This is a genomic window from Pseudomonas sp. zfem001 (assembly GCF_032621725.1).
GTDB classification, from domain to species: domain Bacteria; phylum Pseudomonadota; class Gammaproteobacteria; order Pseudomonadales; family Pseudomonadaceae; genus Aquipseudomonas; species Aquipseudomonas sediminis.
This window is the reverse complement of the sequence record NZ_JAVYJI010000003.1, coordinates 189,552-209,505: the sequence shown is the minus strand read 5'-3', so window position 1 is coordinate 209,505 and position 19,954 is coordinate 189,552. Positions and strand designations below refer to the sequence as shown.

18 protein-coding genes are annotated in these 19,954 nt (G+C 64.4%); 8 read left to right on the top strand and 10 right to left on the bottom strand.

The annotated features are described in order from the left end of the window. Nucleotide 1: 1 nt before the first annotated feature. From RTH74_RS13100 to RTH74_RS13090, 3 genes are all read right to left on the bottom strand, one after another. Complete coding sequence (locus tag RTH74_RS13100) at nucleotides 2-577, bottom strand: TetR/AcrR family transcriptional regulator (protein ID WP_316914941.1); 576 nt, start codon at nucleotides 575-577, stop codon at nucleotides 2-4. 107 nt (nucleotides 578-684) lie between these two features. Further along, nucleotides 685-1,239 (bottom strand): NADPH-dependent FMN reductase, encoded by a 555-nt coding sequence (locus tag RTH74_RS13095; RefSeq protein WP_106733249.1) that lies wholly within the window; start codon nucleotides 1,237-1,239, stop codon nucleotides 685-687. 55 nt (nucleotides 1,240-1,294) lie between these two features. After that, nucleotides 1,295-2,191 carry a LysR family transcriptional regulator gene (locus tag RTH74_RS13090; protein ID WP_316914940.1) on the bottom strand — a complete coding sequence of 299 codons (897 nt, stop codon included), beginning with the start codon at nucleotides 2,189-2,191 and terminating at the stop codon, nucleotides 1,295-1,297. A gap of 283 nt (nucleotides 2,192-2,474) precedes the next feature. Between RTH74_RS13090 and RTH74_RS13085 the strand changes: the two genes are divergently transcribed. Beyond that, complete coding sequence (locus tag RTH74_RS13085) at nucleotides 2,475-3,548, top strand: extracellular solute-binding protein (protein ID WP_316914939.1); 1,074 nt, start codon at nucleotides 2,475-2,477, stop codon at nucleotides 3,546-3,548. 52 nt (nucleotides 3,549-3,600) lie between these two features. Then, nucleotides 3,601-4,566 carry an agmatinase gene (speB, locus tag RTH74_RS13080; protein ID WP_316914938.1) on the top strand — a complete coding sequence of 322 codons (966 nt, stop codon included), beginning with the start codon at nucleotides 3,601-3,603 and terminating at the stop codon, nucleotides 4,564-4,566. Between the two features lie 156 nt (nucleotides 4,567-4,722). Here the strand turns inward: speB and RTH74_RS13075 are convergent, their stop codons facing one another. The 3 genes from RTH74_RS13075 to RTH74_RS13065 form a co-directional block, all read right to left on the bottom strand. After that, on the bottom strand, nucleotides 4,723-6,276 hold the full coding sequence (locus tag RTH74_RS13075; RefSeq protein ID WP_316914937.1) for an acyl CoA:acetate/3-ketoacid CoA transferase: 1,554 nt from the start codon (nucleotides 6,274-6,276) through the stop codon (nucleotides 4,723-4,725). Between the two features lie 97 nt (nucleotides 6,277-6,373). Continuing rightward, nucleotides 6,374-7,759, bottom strand: coding sequence for a GntP family permease (locus RTH74_RS13070; protein ID WP_316914936.1), 1,386 nt, complete (start codon nucleotides 7,757-7,759; stop codon nucleotides 6,374-6,376). Nucleotides 7,760-8,321: 562 nt separating this feature from the next. Next, nucleotides 8,322-9,782, bottom strand: a complete 1,461-nt coding sequence (locus tag RTH74_RS13065; RefSeq protein ID WP_316914935.1) for a sigma 54-interacting transcriptional regulator — start codon at nucleotides 9,780-9,782, stop codon at nucleotides 8,322-8,324. Between the two features lie 299 nt (nucleotides 9,783-10,081). Here RTH74_RS13065 and RTH74_RS13060 point away from each other — a divergent pair, with 299 nt between their 5' ends. From RTH74_RS13060 to RTH74_RS13045, 4 genes are all read left to right on the top strand, one after another. Beyond that, on the top strand, nucleotides 10,082-11,083 hold the full coding sequence (locus RTH74_RS13060) for a DctP family TRAP transporter solute-binding subunit (protein WP_099525858.1): 1,002 nt from the start codon (nucleotides 10,082-10,084) through the stop codon (nucleotides 11,081-11,083). 162 nt (nucleotides 11,084-11,245) lie between these two features. Beyond that, a complete protein-coding gene (locus tag RTH74_RS13055) occupies nucleotides 11,246-11,722 on the top strand; it encodes a TRAP transporter small permease (RefSeq protein WP_106733241.1) in 477 nt (158 codons plus the stop codon). After that, entirely contained in the window at nucleotides 11,712-13,007 is a 1,296-nt protein-coding gene (locus tag RTH74_RS13050; protein ID WP_106733240.1) for a TRAP transporter large permease, read from the top strand. The genes RTH74_RS13055 and RTH74_RS13050 overlap by 11 nt, the downstream gene beginning before the upstream one ends. An 83-nt stretch (nucleotides 13,008-13,090) precedes the next feature. Further along, a complete protein-coding gene (locus tag RTH74_RS13045; RefSeq protein WP_125834858.1) occupies nucleotides 13,091-14,191 on the top strand; it encodes a GGDEF domain-containing protein in 1,101 nt (366 codons plus the stop codon). A gap of 7 nt (nucleotides 14,192-14,198) precedes the next feature. Here RTH74_RS13045 and RTH74_RS13040 read toward each other — a convergent pair whose 3' ends face one another. Then, nucleotides 14,199-14,567: a hypothetical protein gene (locus RTH74_RS13040; RefSeq protein ID WP_316914934.1), complete on the bottom strand. Its 369-nt coding sequence runs from the start codon at nucleotides 14,565-14,567 to the stop codon at nucleotides 14,199-14,201. Between the two features lie 196 nt (nucleotides 14,568-14,763). Here RTH74_RS13040 and RTH74_RS13035 point away from each other — a divergent pair, with 196 nt between their 5' ends. Beyond that, nucleotides 14,764-16,395: a hybrid sensor histidine kinase/response regulator gene (locus RTH74_RS13035; RefSeq protein ID WP_316914933.1), complete on the top strand. Its 1,632-nt coding sequence runs from the start codon at nucleotides 14,764-14,766 to the stop codon at nucleotides 16,393-16,395. A 3-nt stretch (nucleotides 16,396-16,398) separates the two neighbouring features. On the opposite strand, the gene RTH74_RS13030 is transcribed toward RTH74_RS13035, so the two are convergent. Further along, nucleotides 16,399-17,034, bottom strand: coding sequence for a response regulator transcription factor (locus RTH74_RS13030; RefSeq protein WP_316914932.1), 636 nt, complete (start codon nucleotides 17,032-17,034; stop codon nucleotides 16,399-16,401). 160 nt (nucleotides 17,035-17,194) lie between these two features. On the opposite strand from RTH74_RS13030, the gene RTH74_RS13025 reads away from it, so the two are divergent. Next, nucleotides 17,195-17,353: a YqaE/Pmp3 family membrane protein gene (locus tag RTH74_RS13025; protein ID WP_003084988.1), complete on the top strand. Its 159-nt coding sequence runs from the start codon at nucleotides 17,195-17,197 to the stop codon at nucleotides 17,351-17,353. A gap of 224 nt (nucleotides 17,354-17,577) precedes the next feature. On the opposite strand, the gene egtD is transcribed toward RTH74_RS13025, so the two are convergent. Together egtD and egtB are read right to left on the bottom strand one after the other, a co-directional pair. Next, nucleotides 17,578-18,540, bottom strand: coding sequence for an L-histidine N(alpha)-methyltransferase (egtD, locus tag RTH74_RS13020; protein WP_316914931.1), 963 nt, complete (start codon nucleotides 18,538-18,540; stop codon nucleotides 17,578-17,580). Between the two features lie 2 nt (nucleotides 18,541-18,542). Then, entirely contained in the window at nucleotides 18,543-19,823 is a 1,281-nt protein-coding gene (gene egtB / locus RTH74_RS13015) for an ergothioneine biosynthesis protein EgtB (protein WP_316914930.1), read from the bottom strand. Nucleotides 19,824-19,954: the final 131 nt, after the last annotated feature.

Genomic DNA, 19,954 nt, shown 5'->3' with positions numbered 1-19,954 from the left:
GTCAGGTAGGCTCCATGCGGTGCTGGCGGGTCAGGTGGAGCAGGGTGTCGACGGCCTGTTTCAGAGGCTCGCTGCTGCCGGCGACGCGGGCCTGCAGCAGGCCGCCTTCGTAGAGGGCGATGAACAAGGTGGCCAGGCCCTGCGGTTGCGGGTAGCCGTGACGCTGCAGTTGCTCCTGCAGGGCTGAACGGATGGCGCTGAAGGCATCGGCTAGCGCCTGGCGCACTTCGCTGTCTTCGGGGCCACTTTCCAGGGCGATGGCGGCTAACGGGCAACCGCGCTCGAAGACGCTGCCCTGCAATTGCTCGATGGCGCTCTGCAACCAGGTGGAGAAGGCTGCGAGCGGATCGGACTGAAGCTCGAATAGCTGGGCGAACCCCTGCGTGGCGCGCTGACCGACACGCTCGATGGCGGCCACGGCCAGCTCGGTCTTGCCGCCTGGAAAGTGGTGGTAGAGGCTGCCTTTAGGCGCTGCGGCGCTGGCCAGCAGCTCGGTCAGGCCGATGCCATGCAGGCCCTTGCGTTGCAGGGCGTCGATCATGGCGTCGATGAGTTTGTCGCGAGTGGTCTTGGTCATGGCCTGGATTATGTAGACCGGTCGGTCTAGTCGCCAGTGTCATTCAGGCCACGTATCAAGGCATATCGGCAGTGTGAAACGCCGCCCGGAATGGGCGGCGCAAGGCATCAGGCCTGCTTGGCCACCCACGCCGCATAGGCATCGATGAACTTCTGCAGGAAGGGTTTGATGCCGTCGCTGAGCACGCCGTTCTCGTCGAAGAAGTTGCCAGCGCCGCCGAGGTAGGCTTCCGGTTGCTGCAGCACGTGCACGTCGAGGAACACCAGGCACTGGCGCAGATGGTGGTTGGCGCCGAAGCCGCCGATAGCACCGGGCGAGGCGCTGAGCACGGCGCCCGGCTTGCCGCTGAAGCCGCTCTGGCCGTATGGGCGCGAGCCGACATCGATGGCGTTCTTCATCGCGCCGGGGATCGAACGGTTGTATTCGGGGGTGATGAACAGCACCGCGTCGGCTGCCTTGAGCTTGCTGCGAAACGGCGCGTAGGAGGCCGGAGCGCTGTCGCCGTCGGCGTCTTCGTTGTACAGCGGCAGGTCGCCGATCTCGAGGATTTCCAGATTCAGTGAGGCGGGCGCCAGATCGGCCAGCGCCAGGGCCAGTTTGCGGTTGATGGAGGCTTTGCGCAGGCTGCCGACCAGTACGGCGACGTTGTAAGTCTTGCTCATGTGTACTCCAGAAGGTGTGGTGAGGAAGGAACAACCACTATAGACCCCGGATGTTTCAGCAGGTGCTGAATGCATCCAGCAGATCTTCGCTGAAGGCCTTCTGCGCCTCGCTGGGCGGATGGCCGCGATGACTGGCCAGGCGAAACTGCACGGTGAAATCCCAGGTGCCGGGCAGCGCGCGCAGGCCGCCGCGGTTTACCCAGGGTTGGGCAATGTGCTCGGGCAGATAGCCCAGGTGCGCGCCGGAGAGGATGAATGCCAGGCTGCCCTCGACCTGCTCGCAACGGGCGCTGCTGCTACCGCCCTGCCAGGGCTCGTCGGCGGCGATGAAGCGATAGGGATGTACAACCCGGTCGCAGTCCTGCAGGTCGTCGGCGCTCAGCGTTTGTCGCTCGAACAGAGGATGTTGGCGGCCGCAGTACAGGCGCTGACGCTCGTCGAACAGCGGCTGATAGTCCAGCGCCGTCTGGCTGCCGGAAAAATAGCCGATGGCCAGTTGCAGCTGATCCTGCAGCAGGCGTCGTTCCAGCTCGGCGGGCATGGCGCTGAGCAGTTCGATCTGCACCGCCTGGTTGCGCTGGCGAAAACGTCCGACGGCCTTGCCGATACGCTCGATCACCTCGTCCGATAGCGCCTCCGATAGACCGATGCGCAGCTCGCCGAGCAGCTTGTCAGCCATGCCCTGGGCTTCGCCCTTGAAGGTCTCGATGGCGGCGAACAGCTTGCGTGTGGCAGCCAGCACCTGCTCGCCCTTGGGCGTCAGGCGAAAGCCGGCCTTGCCGCGCTCGCACAGGCGAAAGCCCAGGCGCGTTTCCAGCTTGGCCATCTGTGTGCTGATGGTCGACTGGCCGATGCCCAGCTCACCCTGCGCGGCGCTGAAGCCGCCGCTTTCCACCACAGTGACGAACAGGCGCAGCAGTTGCAGATCAAGGTCGCGCAATTGGCTGAGCATGTGGGCTCCATACATTGATGACTGTCGATGTTGGAGTAGAACACTTCGAATTTATCCGAAGCAACGCCGGGTGCAGGATGCCGGCATGCCCGGTTCTGTACGAAAAGTCGTCGAGCGAAGGTCAGGCGAGGCAAAAATGGGTGAGGAAGCGGAGTTTACGAGCTGTAAATGAGCATTCCGAACCCATTTTTAACGAAGCATCACCGAGCGCAGGCACTTTTCGTACAGAACCTAGCCTCCAGCAGAGAGGCACGGCCAACCGAATCTGCCCGAGGATAAAACCATGCGTCTTGCTGCAAGCCTGCTGCTTCTGGCTATCGCCACACCGCTGATGGCGGAGCCGAAACAGCTCAACCTGTACAACTGGGCCGACTACGTGGCACCGCAGGCGCTCGCGCGCTTTCAGACCGAAACCGGCATCCGGGTCAAATACGACACCTTCGACAGCACCGATGTGCTGGAGAGCAAGCTGATGACCGGGGGCAGTGGTTATGACGTGGTCTTTCCCGCGTCCAGCGGCCTGTCGCGGGCGATCCAGGCCAAGGCGCTGCAACCAGTGGGGGCGCTAAAAAACGCCAGCAACCTCGACCCCGAGCTGCTGGCCAAGCTGGCCAGCGTCGACCCCGGCAACCAGTACGGCGTGCCCTACACCTGGGGCACCGTAGGCCTGGCGATCAACAAACAGGCTGTCGAGCAGCGCCTACCCGGCGTGGCCCTGGACAGCCTCGACCTGCTGTTCAAGCCCGAGTACGCCAGCAAGCTGAAGGACTGCGGCATCTCTGTGCTCGACTCGCCGCAGGAGGTGATCGCCATCGCCCTCAATTACCTGGGCAAGCCGCCCTACAGTGCCAAGGCCGCTGATCTGGACGCAGCCAGCGCCTTGCTCGCCGCGCTGCAACCGAACCTGCGCTACATCGGCAATGCCCGGCAGATCGACGATCTGGCCAAGGGCGAAACCTGCCTGGCGCTGACCTACACCGGCGACGCCGGCATGGCCGCTGCGCGTGCTGCCGAGGCCGGGCAACCCTTCGAAGTGCTCTACCGCATTCCGCGCGAAGGCACGCTGATCTGGTTCGACACCATGGCCATTCCCGCCGATGCGCCGCACCCAGGCAATGCCCGCGCGTTCATCGACTTCATGCTGCAGCCAGAGGCCATTGCCGAACTGACCAACACCCTGTTCTTCGCCAACGCCAACCGCGCGGCCACGCCGCTGCTGGATGAGGCGGTGAGTGGCGACCCGGATATCTACCCGCCCGAAGCCGTGCGCGAGCGCCTGTTCGCCGAAGAAGTGCTGAGCCTGCGCGAGCAGCGTCAGCGCACCCGCCTGTGGACGGCCTTCCGCAGCCAGTACTGAGTCTGTAGGAGCGAGCTCTGCTCGCGAACATCACCGAAACGAGTACCCGACCATGGATCAAGCCTTCGATAACGACCAGGCCATCACCCGCGCCAGTCTCTACGGCACCGCCGCCGAGCCGACCTACGCCGGCATTACCAGCTTTATGCGTCGGCGCTACAGCCGTGACCTGACCGGCGTGGATCTGGCCATCAGCGGCGTGCCCTTCGACACCGCTACTACCAATCGCCCGGGCAGCCGCTTCGGCCCGCGGGCGATCCGCGCTGCCTCGATCCTGTCAGCCTGGGCGCGGCATTTTCCCTGGGAATTCGACCCCTTCGATGTGCTCGCCTGCGTCGACTATGGCGACTGCCTGTTCGACCACGGCACGCCGCAGGACACCCCGGCGGTGATCGAGGCGCACGCCACGCGCATTCTCGAGGCCGGCAGCGCGTTGCTGACCCTGGGCGGCGACCACTTCATCAGCTACCCGCTGCTCAAGGCTCATGCGAAAAAACACGGCACGCTGGCGCTGATCCACTTCGACGCACACAGCGACACCTGGCCGGACGAGGAGGGCAAACGCATCGACCACGGCACCATGTTCTATCACGCCGCGCGCGAAGGGCTGGTCGATCCGGCGCGCTCGGTGCAGGTCGGCCTGCGCACCACCAATGATGACGTGATGGGCTTCCAGGTGCTCGATGCGCGCGAGGTGCACCGCAGCACACCGGAGCAGATCGCCGAGCGCATTCGTGCGCGGGTGGGCGAGCATCCGGTGTACCTGACCTTCGACATCGACTGCCTCGATCCGGCTTTCGCCCCCGGCACCGGCACACCGGTGTGTGGCGGCCTTTCCAGCCATCAGGCGCTGGAGATCCTGCGCGGGCTGCGCGGCATCAATCTGGTCGGCATGGACGTGGTGGAAGTGGCGCCGCCCTACGACAACGCCGAGGTCACCGCGCTGGCCGGCGCCACCCTGGCGATGGAGATGGTCTGCCTATACGCCGCCCGGCATAAGCTGGGTGAAAGGACCTAGGGTGGGAATCGCGGTTTATTTCCACCTGGGGTATTCGCGCTGACTACTTAGGGTGGACCAGTGAAGCGTGGTCCACCCCACGATTCGCGCTGAGTTCCTGGCAAAAAAACGGGCCTGTTCAGGCCCGTAAGTTCACGCTCAAAGATTGTCCCGACGCTAGTCCAGGCACTGCGCCAGGCCGATGGGTTCGGGGCGGAACAGCCGTGCATCCATCAGCTTCGGTTCGCGCACGATGGGGGCGAAGTCCATGCGCGTGAGGATGTCGCGCTCGATGTCCACGCCCGGCGCCACTTCGATCAGTTCCAGCCCTTCGGTAGTCAGGCGCAGCACGCAGCGCTCGGTGACATAGAGCACCGGCTGGCCGCGCTCGGCGGCGAGGCGGCCGGCGAAGGTGCGATGCTCCACCTCGGCGACGAACTTGCGCACGTCGCCGTCCTCGATGATGCGCAACTGGCCACTCTCGATACGGATATCCTGCTTGCCGGCGCTGAAGGTGCCGACGAACACCACCTGCTTGGCGTTCTGGCTGATGTTGATAAAGCCGCCAGCCCCCGCCAGACGACTGCCGAACTTGGACACGTTGAGGTTGCCCGCGGCATCGGCCTGGGCCAGCCCAAGGAAGGCGATATCCAGGCCGCCGCCGTCATAGAAATCGAACTGATAAGGCTGATCGAGCAGGGCGCTGTGGTTGCTCGCCGCACCGAAGTCCAGGCCCGAGGCCGGTACGCCGCCGATCACGCCGGGCTCGGCGGTTAGCGTCAGGCGCTCGATCACACCCTCTTCGGCGGCCACCGCCGCCACACCCTCGGGCATGCCGATGCCGAGGTTGACCACCGCGTCCGCTTTCAGCTCCAGCGCCGCGCGGCGGGCGATCAGCTTGCGCACGTCCAGCGGCATGGGCGTCAGGCTGTCCACCGGCACGCGGGTCTCGGCGGCGAAGGCCGGGTTGTAGGCGGTGGCGAAGGTTTGCTGATGGTTGGCCGGTTCGGCCACCACCACGCAGTCCACCAGGATGCCGGGAATCTTCACCTGGCGTGGGTTGAGCGAGCCGCGCTCGACCACCCGCTCGACCTGGGCGATCACCAGACCGCCCGAATTGCGCGCGGCCATGGCGATGGCCAGACTCTCGATGGTCAGTGCTTCACGCTCGAAACTGAGGTTGCCGTCAGGGTCGGCGCTGGTGGCGCGGACGATGCCGACGTGGATCGGGAAGCTCGGGTAGAACAGGTAGTCCTCGCCATCGATGGGCATCAGCCGCACCAGATCGGCAGTGGTGCGCGCATTGAGCTTGCCGCCGCCATGGCGCGGGTCGACGTAGGTGCCCAGGCCGACGCGCGACAGCTGCCCAGGCTTGCCGGCGGCGATATCGCGAAACAGCTGGGAGATCACCCCCTGCGGCAGGTTGTAGGCCTCGATGCGGTTGTCCACCGCCAGCTTCTGCAACCTCGGCACCAGACCCCAGTGGCCACCGATCACCCGGCGCACCAGGCCTTCATGGGCCAGGTGGTTGAGGCCGCGACCCTTGCCGTCGCCTTGGCCGGCGGCATACACCAGGGTCAGATCGCGCGGCGCTTGTTCAGCCACGAAACGCTGTTCCAGGGAGATGGCGATCTGCTCGGCGAAACCGATGCCGACGAAGCCGCCGGTGGCCAGGTTGGCGTTGTCCGGGATGCGCGCCACGGCTTCGGCGGCGGTCATGATCTTGCTCATTGCGGGTACTCGTGAATTGCAGAGGGCTGTAGGAGCGGCCGGCGGCGCTCCGCTTCAGCCGCGAAGATCGCGGCTGAAGCCGCTCCTACAGAGAACGTCAGAAGCTTCCGAACATCGTGCCCAGGGTGATCACCACCACCAGCGCCACCAGCGGGAAGGCCACGGTGTTGACGAAGATGAACTTGTACGACTCACGGTGAGTGAGCTTGCAGATCGCCAGCAGCGATATCACCGCGCCGTTGTGCGGCAGGGTGTCCATGCAGCCCGAGGCCATGGCGGCGACACGGTGCAGCAGCTCGGGGCTGATGCCGGCGGCGTTGGCCATTTCCAAGTACTGCGCGCCGAGGGTCTTCAGCGCGATGGACATACCGCCGGAGGCGGAACCGGTGATACCGGCGAGGATGTTCACCGCCACTGCTTCGGAGACCAGCGGGTTGCTGGATACGCCCAGCACCAGGTCACGGATGATGACGAAGCCGGCCAGGGAGGCGATCACCGTGCCGTAACCCACCTCGGCGGCGGTGTTGAGGATAGGCAGCATGGAGCCGAAGGCGCCGTCGTTGACGCTCTTCTTCAAATCCATCCAGCGCTTCCAGTGCATGGCGATCAGCAGCACGATGGCGGCGCCCAGGGCGACGATGATCGACCAGATACCGATCAGCGATTTGGCATCCTGCAGACCGCCGTATTCCGGCTTGGCCAGGTAGCTGGTGTCGACGGCCGGCAGAATCTGCTTGGCCATCAGGAAGTTCAGCGCGATCACCACAAAGATCGGCAGCAGCGCCAGCCAGAAGCCGGGAATGTCACGGCGCTCTTCGACGACCGGGTCGTCGCGGTGCTCGCCGTAGCCTTCGCCTGCGGCCATCAGCTTGCGCGACTGCGCGGTGAGCCACCAGGTGCCGAGGCCGAACATGATCAGGCCGGCGATCACCCCCAGACCCGGCGCGGCGAAGGCGTCGGTGCCGAAGAAGGGGTTGGGGATGGCGTTCTGGATAGCCGGCGTGCCGGGCAGCGCGGTCATGGTGAAGGTGAACGAGCCGAGGGCGATGGCACCGGGGATCAGGCGCTTGGGAATGCCCGCCTCGCGGAACAGCGCGGCGCCGATCGGGTACACGGCGAAGGCCACCACGAACAGCGATACGCCGCCGTAGGTGAGGATGCCGCAGGCCAGTACGATGGCCAGGATGGCGCGCTCACTGCCGACCTTGGCAACGATGCCGTGGGCGATGGCGCGCGCTGATCCCGAGTCGTCCATTAACTTGCCGAACAGCGCGCCGAGCAGGAACAGCGGGAAGAACTGAATCACGTAGCCGCCCATGGCTTTCATGAACACCTGGGTGTAGGTGGGCAGCAGCAGGGCGATGTCGCCGGCGAACAGCAACGCCAGCAGGGCCAGCAGCGGGGCGAGGATCAGGACGTTGATGCCGCGATAGGCGAGGTACATCAACAATGCGAGGGAAATCAGAATACCGAGGGTACCCATGGGTGGTTCCTTTTGTTGTTGTTCTACCGGCTCAGGGCCGTTTATCGAGAAGGCGCGGATGCGGCAGTGCGCCTTTGCCGGATACAGAGCCAGAGTCGTGCCAGGGTGGGGTGAGACTTTGGTCGATAGTGCGGGAAGCCTTACTGGGCGGGCTTTTCAGGCCAGTTTGGGGATAGGCGTGGAGTCTGGGGTGGAGAATCGTTTGTCCATAAAATTGGAATTAATCCAGATTTGTGGATTTTCTGGTGGGCAACTTGTCCAGATTTCTAGACAACAAGAGCGTTTCGTAGGATGGAAATCGCTGTTCATTTCCACCGTTGCGTTCAGCGGTGTAGCCAATGGTGGATCGATAAAGCGTGATCCACCCTACGCCCGAACCGCAGCCCGGATGTAATCCGAGGTTTTGCGGCGCCTGATCCCCGGATTTCATCCTGGCTACGCAATTGTGGTGAGCGACGGTCTCTGTAGGAGCGGCTTTAGCCGCGAAGCGATTTCCGGTTCGGTGATAATCGCGGCTGAAGCGGAATGCCGCCCAGCCGTTCCCACGACCAGCGACCAGTGCTCAGCCCCTTCGCCCCAGCCCATGCTGCGCCAGCTTGGCGTAGAACCCGGCGCGGGAAATGCCCAGGCGCTCGGCGGCCAATTGGCGATTGCCATCGCAGGCCGCCAGTGCCGCCACCAATGCCTGGCGCTCGGCCTGCGCCAGCTGTTCGGCCAGCGTCTGCGCCGTGCTCATCATCACTGGCGCAGCGGGCATCGGTGTACTCGGCGTGACCGGGTCGACCAGCAAACCGCGCAAGGCCTCGCCATCCAACCGCCCATCGACTGCCAACTGCGCCCGCTCCAGCAGGTTGCGCAGTTCACGCACGTTGCCCTTCCACGGCTGCGCGCAGAGCAGGGCGAGGGCATCGTCCGTCAGCTCCATGGGCGCCAGGCCGGAGCGGTTGGCCAGGTCATCGAGCAGGTGTTCGATCAGCGCCGGAATGTCGCTGGCACGTTCTCGCAGTGGCGGCACGCGCAGGGCCAGCACGTTGAGGCGGTAGTAGAGATCATCGCGGAACTGCCCGGAGGCCACCTTGGCTTCCAGGTCGATATGGGTCGCCGCGATCACCCGCACGTTGAGCGGCTTGACCTGGTTGGAGCCGAGCGGCTCCACCTCCTGTTCCTGCAACACGCGCAGCAGCTTGGCCTGCAACGGCAGCGGCAGGTCGCCGATTTCATCGAGAAACAGGGTGCCGCCGTTGGCCACTTCGAACTTGCCGATGCGCGCCTTGCGGTCGGCGCCAGTAAAGGCGCCGGGCGCCGTACCGAACAGCTCGGCCTCGACCAGTGTCTCCGGAATCGCCGCGACGTTGACCGCGACGAATGGTCCGTTGGCGCGTGGCGACAGGTTGTGAATGCCCTGCGCCAGCAGCTCCTTGCCGGTGCCGGTTTCGCCGCGAATCAGCACCGTGGCATCGAGCTGCGCGGCGCGGCGAGCCTTGCGCTTCACTTCGCTGGCCGCCGCGCTGGCGCCGATAAAGCCGGCGATGGTGTAGCGCGCGCGGCGTGCCTTGGCCAGTTCGTGCTGGGTGGCGAGCAGTTGCGTCTGCAGGTTGTTGTACTTGGCCATCAGCGGCTTGAGATGGCGGGCGCGGTCGAACAGGACGAAGCCCAGCGCGCCGACCAGGGTGCCGTCCTCGTCGCGCAGCGGAATGCGGGTCACCACGAAGTGCTCGCTGCCGAAGGCCATCAGATCGAGCATGCTCGGCTGGCCGCTTTCCACCACCTCACGCAGGCGGCTGGCCGGTAGCACTTCCTCGATTTCCTTGCCCAGCGCCGTGCGTGCATCGGCGATGCCGACCTTCTGCGCGTACTTGTCGTTGATCCAGACGATACGCGCCTGGCGATTGACCGCGATGGTGCCCTCGCACTGCGCGTCGAGGTGATCGAACAACAGCGGCATGGCCACCGCGCGAAAGCGCTCGGGCGACACGCCGATGATCAGACCATGCTGGTCGAGGTCGTCGCGGGAGATGGCCATGGGCGAGGGTCCGGAAATGAGATGCCGGTGATTATGGGCAGCGCGGATCGGGGCGGGCAACGTCAACAGTCATCAGACAATGGCATTCGCCGCGCGCTTCTGGAATAGTTGGGCGGCTGCGCGTAACCCGCCGGCACCTGCCGATCGCCCACAAGGCCTGCCCGGCAGTCGTGACACCTGCCGTGTCCCTTTTGCGTGCCGACCAGGCGCGCCAGGCGAGCCACCCGCTCGCCGCTGGATCCGCACCGCTTTGCCGGTGCCACAACGACAATGACCAAGATCCATACAAGGACGCCCCGATGAAACTCAAGCGACTCTTCTCCGCGCTCGCCGCTGGCGCTGCGCTGACCGCCCTGTGCGCCACCGCGCACGCGCGTGAATACTCCGTTTCCACCGTACTTTCGGACGCCTTCCCCTGGGGCCAGGCCGCGCAGAAGTGGGCCGATCTGGTCAACGAGCGCTCCGAAGGGCGCATTACCCTGCGCGTGTATCCCAATGCGCAACTGGTCGCTGGCGACCAGACCAAGGAATTTTCCGCCATGCGCTCCGGCCTGATCGACATGGCCGTGGGCTCGACCATCAACTGGTCGCCGCAGGTGCCGGAGCTCAACCTGTTTTCCCTGCCGTTCTTGATGAAGAACGACGCCGACCTCGACGCCATCACCCAGGGTGAGGCTGGCAAGCTGGCCTTCGCCGCCATCGAGCAGCGCGGCATCGTGCCGCTGGCCTGGGGCGAGAACGGCTTCCGCCAGCTGTCCAACTCGGCCAAGCCGGTACGCAGCCCGGCTGACATGGCTGGCCTGAAGATTCGTGTGGTCGGTTCGCCGCTGTTCCAGGACACCTTCAATGCCCTCGGCGCCAACCCCACGCAAATGAGCTGGGCCGACGCCAAACCGGCGCTGACCACCGGCGCGGTGGACGGCCAGGAAAACCCGCTGTCGGTCTTCGATGTGGCGCGTGTCGACCAGGTCGGCCAGAAGTACCTGACCCTGTGGGACTACATGGCCGACCCGCTGGTGTTCGCCGTCAACCAGCGCGTATGGCAATCCCTGCCTGAGGAAGATCGCGAGCTGCTCAGCCAGGCCGCCATCGACGCTGGCAAGTGGGAGATCGAACTGTCGCGCGGCGCCCAGGCGCAGCGTCTGGTCGACGTGCGTGAGCGCGGTGTGGAAGTGATCGAACTGAGCGACGCCGAGCGTGCCGCCTTCGTCGAGGCCACTACCAGCGTGCATGAGAAATGGGCACCGCGCATTGGCGATAAGCTGATGGACGCCGCACGCAAGGCCGTGGCCCAGCCCTGATTCGTTTCATCTGACCGGAAATCCAAGGGTTTCGGGCGTGATGCTGCCAGTTTGTAGCGCGACACCGATCCGCTCCCCTCTCCCATTTATGGGAGAGGGGCTGGGGGAGAGGSCCMGCGGCACTTGCGCGGAACAACGCCAAGTCGGTCATTCGAGGTTTTTATGAGCAAGCAAGTCGACGCGCCGCTGGAGCGCGTGCTCGCCACACTGGCCCTGGTGATCATCAGCCTGATCAGCCTGGCCAACGTCGTGGTGCGTTATTTCACCGATGCCTCTTTCGCCTTCACCGAGGAAATCTCGGTGTTCCTGCTGGTCATCCTCACCTTCGCCGGTGCTTCGGTGGCCATGCGCAGCAACCGACATATTCGTATCGGCCTGCTCGAGCGCCTGTTCCCGCGCCTGCGCACGCCGTTGATCCTGCTGCAGTGGCTGGCTGGTGCGCTGGTGCTGGGGCTGGTGTGCTGGTACGGCGGTCAATTCGCCTGGGAGGAATTCCAGTGGGATTCCGAGTCGCCAGGTTTGGGCCTGCCCAACTGGTGGTACGTTATCTGGCTACCGATTCTGGCGCTGCTGGTATTCGTGCGCCTGACCCAGGTCACCCTGGATCGTCTGCGCGGGAGAATCAGCGATGAGCCCTGATCTCTGGCTGATCTTCAGCTTCGTCGTACTGCTCGCGCTCGGTGTGCCGGTGGCCTTTGCCCTCGGCCTGTCCGGCGCCATCGGCATCATTGCCGGCCTGTCGCCGGACATGCTCGCCACCCTGGGCACCAACACCTACAACGGCGTCGCCAAGTACCCGCTGATCGCCATTCCGCTGTTCATCCTCACCGGCCTGGTGTTCGAGAAAGCCGGCGTGGCGCTGCGACTGGTGCGCTTCGCTCAGGCGCTGATCGGGCCGCGTCACGGTGGCCTGGCCATGGTCGCGGTGCTGGTCTGTCTGATCATGGGCGGCATGAGCGGCTCCGGCCCGGCCGATGCCGCTGCCGTGGCCATGGTTATGCTGCCGAGCATGACCAAGGCGGGCTATCCCAAGCCGTTCTCCGCCACGCTGATCGCCGCTTCGGCTTCGACGGCGATCCTGATTCCGCCGTCCATCGCGCTGATTCTCTACTCCATCGTGGTGCCAGGTGTCGATCTGCGTGCGCTGTTTGCCGCCGGCCTGTTCCCCGGCATTCTCGCCGGCCTGGTGCTGTTGCTGCCGGCCTGGCTGCTGTCGCGCCGCTATGGTTGGGAGTCCCCGGAGCAGGGCGAGCGCCCGCCGCTGGGTGAGAGCTTCAAGCAGGCGCTGCCGGCGCTGTTCGCTCCGATACTGATCCTCGGCGGCCTGCGCAGCGGCCTGTTCACTCCCACGGAGGCCGCTGTGGTCGGCGTGGCCTATGGCGTGCTGGTCGGCCTGTTCGTCACCCGCGAGCTGGACTGGCGCAGCCTCTGGCGCCTGTGCGGTGAGGCGGGGGTGATCTCCGGCGTGGTCATGCTGATCATCGCCCTGGCCGGCATCTTCGCCTGGGCCGGCACCATGCTTGGCACTTTCCGCCATATGGCCGAATGGCTGATCTCGCTGTCGGATAATGGCTGGGTGTTGCTGGCTCTGGTGATGCTCGCCGTGCTGCTGGCTGGCATGCTGCTCGACGCCATCTCCATCTACCTGATCCTGATGCCTATCCTGATTCCGGTCATGCAGCACTTCGGCTGGAACCCGGTGTGGTTCGGCATCCTGCTGGCGATGAACATCGCCATCGGCCAGTTCACCCCACCGGTGGCGATCAACCTGATGGTCACGGCCGAGGTCGCCAAGATACGCCTGGAACAAACCGTCGGCTGGGCCGCGCTGTTCGTCGTGGTGATGTCCAGTGCCCTGCTGTTGGTGGCGATATTCCCGGAAATCGCCCTGTGGCTGCCGCGTGTGCTGGGTTATGCGGTGTAAAACAGGCAAGGCCGTCTATAGTTGCCTGATGGTGCGCAGCGGGGGGCTGCGCACTGCTGAGGGCGGCGGCGCTGGGCAATAAAATGGGCGACGGCAACTATAACGATCACAGGGACGTAGGCGCGGGGCACTGCGAAGGGCTGCGCGAATCAGGCAAGCGTGCGCTGATGCGCACCATCCTGCTCGCCACCGGCCTGACCCTGGGAGGCTTTGCCGTGCTGCAGGCCCTGGCTGGCAACTATCCGTTCGCCATCCTCGAAGTGCTGTGCACCGCCTTGCTACTGTTCGGCGCCTGGCGCATCGAGCGCGCCCGCCATCTGTACCTGTGGATCTACCTGTACCTGATCCCGACCTTCTGCTTCATCCTCTACATCATCGTCATGCCGGATGCCTCATCAGCGGCATTCGTCTGGCTGTACATGATCCCGCTGCTGGCTTACCTGCTGCTGGGCAAGCAGCGCGCCTTCCTGCTCACCGCGCCGTTCATGCTCGCCGGGCTTTTGCTGTACTTCGCCGACAATCACCTGACCCTGGACACCCGCGGCCTGATCGACCTGGGCAACGCCGCCCTGTGCGGCGTGCTGATCCTGGTGTTCGTGCACATCTACGACGGCTTGCGCATGCAGGCCTACGAGGAGCTTGAGCGCCTGGCGCAGACCGACTCACTTACCGGCGTGGCCAGCCGCGGCAGCTTTCAGCACGCGCTGCAACGCAGCATTCAGGAGGCTGAACGCAGTAGCGGGCATCTGGTTCTGGTGCTGCTCGATGTCGACCACTTCAAGCAGGTCAACGACCAATGGGGGCACGAGGCGGGTGATATGGCGCTGCAACACATCTGCCAGATCCTCCAGCAGCGTCTGCGCGTGACCGACTTTCTCGGTCGCCTGGGTGGGGAAGAGTTCGGTCTGCTGCTCAGTCACACCGACAACACCGGTGCTGACCCGCTGGTAGATAAGTTGCGCAAGCAGATTGCCGAACAGCCGCTGGAGTACGACGGCGAGCAGATCACGCTGTCCGCCACCTTTGGTCTGGCCACCTGGCCCAGGGACGGTCGCAGCGCCGCCGAGCTTTACCGCGCCGCTGACCGCCGCCTGTACAGCGGCAAGCAGCGCGGCCGCAATCAACTGGTCAGCAGCGACATACCGACCGAGCTGCTACTGGACAAATTCGACGTGCGGCTGTGAGTGCCAGCTAGCGTGCTGCGCTGGCCGGTGCGGCTGGCGCGCAGGGCTGCTGGCCGGCACCGGCCAGGTTTTCGATGTTATTCAGCACATTGTTGCCCTGGTTGACCTTCTGCGCGTTCTCCGCCACTTCCATGCGTTTCGCATAGGTCGCCGAGTTGCCATTGAAGCTCTGCTGAGTTTCCAGCACGGTATTGGCCATATCCAACAGGCTGCGTCCGGTGGCGATCAGGTTGCTGGTGGCGCTCGGCGCGCATGGGTCGTTAGCCAGTTGGGTGTTTTGCAGTCCCTGGGTTTGCGTGTTCTGCGCCAGGCAGCCGCTCAGCGAGGCCAGCACGGTGGCGCTCATGAGGACGCCCAGGGCTCCTTTGATGTTCATCAGATATTCCCTTCAATGACCGGTCCTCGACCCAGTGCCGAGGCGTTGCCCGGATTTTAGGAAGGGGTGGGACCGTGCGAAATAGTGCGGGTGTACTAGTGTCGCTGTGCCTGCCAACCAGTTCCTTGCGCCGGTTGCAGGCTCCGGCCTAAGGTGCCGGCAGCACAACATGAGCTGTAATCAGCAGGGAAACGTCATGTCCGGGACCGCTACCACCGCTTACGACACCGAACGCGCCCAGGCCGGGGTGCGGCTGATCTTCATGTCGGTCGCGGCCTGCTACATCGTGATCCTCTACTATTTCTCGCTGATCAACCCGGCGCTGGTATGGAAGATCTTCGTCTTGGAGTGCGTCTTCAGCGTTGTTGCCACGCTGATCTGGTTCGATATCAGGCGGCGTCCTGGCAACTATCGTGGGCGTCGGCTGATCACCATGCTCACCGACTATGCCGGTATCACGGTGGTCCTGACATGCGGCGGCACGGCCATGCTGCCGGTCTACGCGATTCTGCTTTGGGTCACCATCGGCTATGGCTTGCGCTACGGTTCCGGCTACTTGCTGCTGGCCACCCTGATGGCGTTGCTGTCGCTGACGCTGGTCGCCAGCCTGTCGGCGTACTGGCAGTCCCAGCCCTACCTGATCGTCACGCTGCTGCTCACCACCCTGATGGCGCCGACCTATATGCATGTCCTGCTCAAACGCTCGCGCCAGGCGGCCGAGGCCGAGCAGGCCGCCAACCGCGCCAAGTCGCAGTTTCTCGCCCAGGCCAGCCATGACCTGCGGCAACCCATTCATTCCATTAGCCTGTTCACCGCCTGCCTGCGCGACAGCAGTCTGGGCACCGAGCAGCGGCGCCTAGTGGAGAACATCGACAAATCGCTGCACAGCGTCGCACGCCTGTTCCGCACCATTCTCGATATGTACTCGCTCGACAGCGGTAAGGTGGTGCCGCATCTGGAGTCGCTGGAGCTGCGCAGCCTGCTGCAGCAGCTCATCCAGCAAAACGCCGAAGCGGCGCGCTGGGCCGGGGTCGAGATGCGCCTGCGCTGCCCGCCGCTGTACGTGCGTGCCGACCCGGTGCTGCTCACCACCATGCTGCAGAACCTGCTGTCCAACGCCCTGAAATATGCGCCGGGTAAACCGCTGTTGATCGCCTGTCGGCGTCGTGGGCCAGGCGTCGCCATCGAGGTCTACGACAAGGGGCGCGGCATCGCCGCCGGCCATCTCGACAGCGTCTTCGAGGAGTTCTACCGCGTGCGTCAGCAGCGCGACAGCGACGTCGAGGGAATGGGCCTGGGCCTGGCCATCGTCAGACGCCTGGGCGCGCTGATGGACATGCGCGTCAGCATTCGCTCCGTGGAGAAACGCGGTACGCGGGCGGTCATCGACGGCCTGCAGCGCGTCGAGGCGCCGAGCGAGCCGTCCTCCGCCAAACGCAGCACCCTGCAGGCGCCGCGCATGCTCGATGGCTTGCGTGTGTGCCTGATCGAGGATGACCAGAACGTTCTGCTGGCCACCGCTACCTTGCTGCAGAAATGGGGCTGCGAAGTTGCCACCTTCAGCACGCTGCCCGACGCCTCTGCGCATTTCGATCTGGTGGTGACGGATTTCGACCTCGGCACCGAGGCTTCGGGCGCCGACTGCATCCAGCACGTGCGGCGCAGCAGTGGGCGTAAGGTGCCTGCGATCATCATGACCGGGCACGATGTGCGCCGCGTGCAGGAGCAGGTGGGCGACAGCGATATCCCGATTCTGTCGAAACCGGTACAGCCCGCCGAGCTGCGTTCGCTGTTGGTGGCATTGAAACTTAAGCTCAAGGCCGCGTGATGCTCACACCAGCCCGGCCTTGGCGCCCTTGGCGGCGGCCGCTGCGCGGGTGCTGACATCCAGCGTGCGCAGCAGCGAGGACACGTGGATGCGCACGGTAAAGGGCGAGATCGCCAGCTCGCGGGCGATTTCCTTGTTCGACAGGCCGCGCACCACCAGCAGCAAGACCTCCTGCTGACGCGGCGTCAGTTGTTCCAGCAGATGACGGTCCTCGGCGAAGGCCGGCACGCCGGACGGGCCCAGGGTCAGGACGAACTCGCCAGCGCGCACGGCCAGTAACGCATCGGCGATTTCATCCGGCGGCGTCGCCTTGCCGATGAAACCGTCCGCACCTGCGCTCATCACTTCATCGATCAACTCGCGGTTGTCGACCATCGACACGATCACGATCGAGCTGCGCGCAAAGGTCTGGCGCAACGCGCTGATGGCCTGCGGTGATTGGCCGGGGAACAGCAGATCGAGCATGAACAGGCTTGGCGCCGTGCTGGCTTGCGCCAGGCTTAGCACTTCATCCATGTCACCGGCTTCGAGAATGCACGCCATAGGAAAGACGCGCTGGGCGATACGACACAGGCCATCGCGGAAAACCGGGTGGTCGTCGGCGACGATGATGCGTTCTTGTTGTGATTGTTCAGGCATGTGGGGCGCTTCCATCTTGGCGCCAGACTAAAGTCATATCCCTGGCGACGCCAGCGTCTGGTTCTCAGTATTGCCGCTGACTTGCTCGCCGCGAATGAACTGCCAGGCGCTGCTCAGAGTCTATTCAGGTACCCCGTTATGGAATGTAAAGGAGTACCGCATGGACCTTATTCGTATCCTCATCGCTATCCTGCTGCCGCCGCTGGGCGTGTTCCTCCAGGTCGGTTTCGGCGGCGCCTTCTGGCTCAACATCCTGCTCACCTTGCTCGGCTACATCCCTGGCATCGTGCACGCGGTGTATATCATCGCCAAACGCTGAGGCCTGTCCCGAGCGCGCTCGCCTACTAATGTCGAACGCGCTTTGCTCCCCTCTCCCATTCATGGGGCTACAGCGGAAACAGCGAAGCAACGCTTCGCCCGCTGTTGCGACCTGAGCTCTGCGAAGGGCTGGGGCACAGGGTGGGGGAGAGGGCAGAAGATCACGCAGCAATTTGCTTACTCCTCCCCTGGCGACGGTTCGCCATTTCTCCCTGACGAATCCCCTCACTCCCTCCGCAAGAAATGCACGCTGAACAGCTGCGCCGGGTCGCGCCACATGGCGACCGAGGCGAAGCCGCATTCGTCTGCCAACTCACGAAAGCCGCTCGGCGTGTACTTGTAGGAATTCTCAGAGTGCAGGGTTTCGCCAGCGGCGAAGTCGAACACGCGATCCTCGATGCGCACCCGCTGCGCCTGCCGGCTGACCAGGTGCATCTCGATGCGTGACTCGGCTTCGTTGTAAAAGGCCCGGTGCTGAAAAAGGCGCGGGTCGATATCGCTATGCAGCTCGTTGCGAATGCGCTCGAGCAGGTTGTGGTTGAACAGTGCAGTCACCCCGGCCTGGTCGTTGTAGGCGCGCTCCAGCACCTGGCGGTCCTTGACCAGATCAACGCCGATCAGCAGGCCACTGCCGGCCGGCAGCGCCCGATGCAGGTTGCGCAAAAAGGCGCGAGCTTCATCCGGATCGAAATTGCCGATGCTGGAGCCAGGGAAGAACGCCAGCGGCCTTTGCCCAAGTGCCTCGGCGGGCAGCTTCAACGGCTGGCTGAAGTCGGCGCACAGGGCGTGCACGTCGAGCCAGCGATAATCCGCCGCGAGTCGACGCGTGCAGACCTGCAAAAACTCACGGGAGATATCGATGCCCAGGTAACGTGCCGGGCGCAGGGCTTCGAGCAACAGACGGATCTTGCGGCTGGCGCCGCTGCCCAGTTCCACCAGGCTGGCATTACGCCCGGCCAGCTCGGCGATGTCGTTGGCCGCCAGGCGCAGGATGGTTTCCTCGGTGCGCGTCGGGTAGTACTCCGGTTGCTGACAGATCAGCTCGAACAGCTGCGAGCCGCGATGATCGTAAAAGAACTTCGGTGACATCGTCTTCGGGCTGGCCGCGAAGCCGCGCAGCGCTTCTTCGCGCAGGCTTTCCTGTTCCGGGGTCAGGGATTGTTCGTGGGTACGTATTGCCAATGCCATGCTCAGAGCTCCTTGGCCAGGCGCAGGCCGGAGAACTGCCAGCGCATGGTGGGGTAGAAGAAGTTGCGATAGGTGGGGCGCACGTGGTCTTCAGGCGTGGCGCAGCTGCCGCCACGCAACACCATCTGCCCGGACATGAACTTGCCGTTGTACTCACCCAGGCTGCCGCCCAGCGGCCGAAAGCCGGGGTAGGGGCGGTAGGCGCTGGCGGTCCATTCCCAGACATCGCCATAGAGCTGCTGCAGGCCATCACCCGCGCCCGCAGCCACCGGCTGCAGGTGATCGTTCTCGACGAAATTGCCCCACAGCGGATCGTCCTGCGCGGCCACTTCCCATTCCTCTTCGCGTGGCAAACGCGCCTGCGCCCAGGTGGCGAAAGCCTCGGCCTCGAAGTAGCTCAGGTGACACACCGGTGCATGCAGATCCAGCTCGCGCGGGCCGCCTAGGGTCAGCTCCAGCCAGTCGTCGCCCTCGCGCAGCCAGTACAGCGGCGCCTGCCAGCCGGCGCGCTGGATATGGTCCCAACCGTCCGCCAGCCACAGCGCCGTGCTGCGATAACCGCCATCGTGGATGAATTGCAGATACTCGCCGTTGCTCACCGGCCGGCTGGCCAGTTGGAAGGCCTCGACGAACACCCGGTGGCGCGGCCGCTCGCAATCGAAGGCAAAGCCATCGCCGCTATGGCCGACATGCCGCAGCCCGGCGGGGAACTGAATCCAGCGCAGCTCGCTTGCGTCAGCGCCGCCTGGCTTGAGGTCATGCCGGTAAACCGGTCGCAACGGGTTCTGCGCCAGGATGTGCTTGATATCCATCAGCAGCAGCTCCTGATGCTGCTGCTCATGCTCCAGCCCCAGCTCGACCCGCTGCAGAACCTCGTCGGCAAGTTCACTGCCTGACTGGAGCAACTGCGCCATGGCCAGATCGACATGGCTGCGATAGGCGTACACCTCGCTTACCGTCGGCCGCGACAACAACCCGCGCTGCGACCGCTCGAAGGGCGTGCCGTGGGTCTTGTAGTAGGAATTGAACAGATGGTCGTAGCGCTCATCCAGCGGGCGATAACCCGGCAGAAAGGGCTGCAGCACGAAGGCCTCGAAGAACCAGGTGACATGCGCCAGATGCCACTTCGGCGGGCTGACATCCGCCATGCTCTGGATCACATAATCCTCGGCCTCCAGCGGCTCACAGAGCCGCTCACTGGCAGCACGCACCCGCTGGTAACGCTGCCATAGCTGTTCGAGGTGCGGCGGTGAAACGGCGATCCTGCTGGTGCGGTCTCGCATAACACGCATCCTTTGCTGGCGCCGCGGAGCGCGACGGTACTTAAAGCCGACTGGGCAATAAGGGCAAAGGTTCAGGGAAAAATGAGGAACTGTGACGCGCAGCTAGCGGGGCTGAGAAATACAAAAGCCGC

What these genes read in the sequence shown, in the direction of transcription:
- RTH74_RS13025 (WP_003084988.1), top strand. Translation starts at nt 17,195, where the DNA reads ATGGACCTTATTCGTATCCTCATCGCTATCCTGCTGCCGCCGCTGGGC.
- RTH74_RS13090 (WP_316914940.1), bottom strand. Translation starts at nt 2,191, where the DNA reads ATGCTCAGCCAATTGCGCGACCTTGATCTGCAACTGCTGCGCCTGTTC.
- RTH74_RS13035 (WP_316914933.1), top strand. Translation starts at nt 14,764, where the DNA reads ATGTCCGGGACCGCTACCACCGCTTACGACACCGAACGCGCCCAGGCC.
- egtD (WP_316914931.1), bottom strand. Translation starts at nt 18,540, where the DNA reads ATGGCATTGGCAATACGTACCCACGAACAATCCCTGACCCCGGAACAG.
- speB (WP_316914938.1), top strand. Translation starts at nt 3,601, where the DNA reads ATGGATCAAGCCTTCGATAACGACCAGGCCATCACCCGCGCCAGTCTC.
- RTH74_RS13100 (WP_316914941.1), bottom strand. Translation starts at nt 577, where the DNA reads ATGACCAAGACCACTCGCGACAAACTCATCGACGCCATGATCGACGCC.
- RTH74_RS13065 (WP_316914935.1), bottom strand. Translation starts at nt 9,782, where the DNA reads ATGGCCATCTCCCGCGACGACCTCGACCAGCATGGTCTGATCATCGGC.
- RTH74_RS13060 (WP_099525858.1), top strand. Translation starts at nt 10,082, where the DNA reads ATGAAACTCAAGCGACTCTTCTCCGCGCTCGCCGCTGGCGCTGCGCTG.
- RTH74_RS13070 (WP_316914936.1), bottom strand. Translation starts at nt 7,759, where the DNA reads ATGGGTACCCTCGGTATTCTGATTTCCCTCGCATTGTTGATGTACCTC.
- RTH74_RS13045 (WP_125834858.1), top strand. Translation starts at nt 13,091, where the DNA reads ATGGGCGACGGCAACTATAACGATCACAGGGACGTAGGCGCGGGGCAC.
- RTH74_RS13075 (WP_316914937.1), bottom strand. Translation starts at nt 6,276, where the DNA reads ATGAGCAAGATCATGACCGCCGCCGAAGCCGTGGCGCGCATCCCGGAC.
- RTH74_RS13085 (WP_316914939.1), top strand. Translation starts at nt 2,475, where the DNA reads ATGCGTCTTGCTGCAAGCCTGCTGCTTCTGGCTATCGCCACACCGCTG.
- egtB (WP_316914930.1), bottom strand. Translation starts at nt 19,823, where the DNA reads ATGCGAGACCGCACCAGCAGGATCGCCGTTTCACCGCCGCACCTCGAA.
- RTH74_RS13030 (WP_316914932.1), bottom strand. Translation starts at nt 17,034, where the DNA reads ATGCCTGAACAATCACAACAAGAACGCATCATCGTCGCCGACGACCAC.
- RTH74_RS13050 (WP_106733240.1), top strand. Translation starts at nt 11,712, where the DNA reads ATGAGCCCTGATCTCTGGCTGATCTTCAGCTTCGTCGTACTGCTCGCG.
- RTH74_RS13095 (WP_106733249.1), bottom strand. Translation starts at nt 1,239, where the DNA reads ATGAGCAAGACTTACAACGTCGCCGTACTGGTCGGCAGCCTGCGCAAA.
- RTH74_RS13055 (WP_106733241.1), top strand. Translation starts at nt 11,246, where the DNA reads ATGAGCAAGCAAGTCGACGCGCCGCTGGAGCGCGTGCTCGCCACACTG.
- RTH74_RS13040 (WP_316914934.1), bottom strand. Translation starts at nt 14,567, where the DNA reads ATGAACATCAAAGGAGCCCTGGGCGTCCTCATGAGCGCCACCGTGCTG.